Source organism: Kitasatospora sp. NPDC091257 (genome assembly GCF_044757675.1).
Lineage (GTDB): Bacteria > Actinomycetota > Actinomycetes > Streptomycetales > Streptomycetaceae > Kitasatospora > Kitasatospora lactacystinica.
On the sequence record NZ_JBIVVI010001834.1, the window covers coordinates 1 to 1,138 of the forward strand.

General features: G+C 77.5%; 1 protein-coding gene. It reads left to right on the forward strand.

Translation table 11 applies throughout. The features are described 5' to 3' along the window. Window positions 1–29: 29 nt before the first annotated feature. Window positions 30–1,138, forward strand: a 1,109-nt coding sequence (locus tag ACIQOV_RS42355; protein ID WP_401056594.1) for a PucR family transcriptional regulator ligand-binding domain-containing protein, incomplete at its 3' end; no start/stop codon positions are given.

The following is a 1,138-nucleotide window of genomic DNA, read 5'->3' on the forward strand; positions in this document are numbered from 1 at the left end:
CCCCCCAAGCCCCGTTAAGGAGTCCGCGGATGCGCGTCCGTGACCTGCTCGCCCCCGGTGCCCCGCGACTGCGCCTGCTCGCGGCCGAGGAAGAGCTGGACCGGCAGGTCAGCGGCGTGATGACGACGGACCTCCAGGACCCGGGCCGCTACCTGCACGGCGGCGAACTGGTGCTCACCGGCATGCTCTGGCGCACCGTCCCGGCCGACTCCGAGCGTTTCGTCCGCACCCTGGCGGCCGGCGGCGCGGTGGCCCTGGCGGCCGGCGAGGCCGAGGTCGGCCCGGTGCCCGAGGACCTGGTCGAGGCCTGCCGGCGGCACCGGATGCCGCTGCTCGCCGTCCCCGACGACATCGCCTTCGGCACCGTCACCGAGTTCATCGGCCGCCAGGTCTCCGCGGACCGCGCGGCCGACCTCGCCGCCCTGGTCGACCGGCACCGCCTGCTGGTCTCGGCGGCCGGCGGCGGTGGACTGGACGCGGTGCTGGACCTGCTCGGCGGTGACCTCGACCTGGACTGCTGGGTGCTCACCCCGACCGGCGCGGTGATCGCGGGCCCCGCCGAACGGCTCTCCGCCCAGGACCGCGACCAGCTGGTCCGCGCCCACCTCGCCGCCCAGCGCCAGCGCCGCCGCCCCCCGCACCGGGCCCGGCTGGCGGCCGGCTCCTACTCGCTGCTGCCCGCCCCGGTCTCCGCCGAGCACGACGCGCCGCTCGTCGACTGGGTGCTCGCGGTGGCCGGCGACGTCACCGAGTGGACCGCCAAGCGCCAGCAGCTCGCCGAGAACCTGGCCCGGCTGGTGGCCGCCGAGCGCCACCGCCGCGACGAGGGCCGCCGGCTGCGCCGCCGCCTCGCCGACGAGGTGCTCGCCCTGCTGCGCCGCGACGCCGACCCGGCCGAGATCAGCCGCACCCTGTACGCCTCCTCGGCGATGGCCGTCGGCTACGAGGTCCCCGATCCCAAGTCCCGGGCGCAGGAAGGCTCCTGGCTGGTGCTCAGCGCCGAGGGCGCCGGCCTGCCGGAGGGCACCGTACGGGCGGTGCTGGAGGAGGCGCTCGGCGGCGCCACCGACCGCGCCCTGGTCGCCGGGACGGGCACCGGTGCCGTGGTGGTGCTGCCCGCCCCGCACGGCGATCCGAA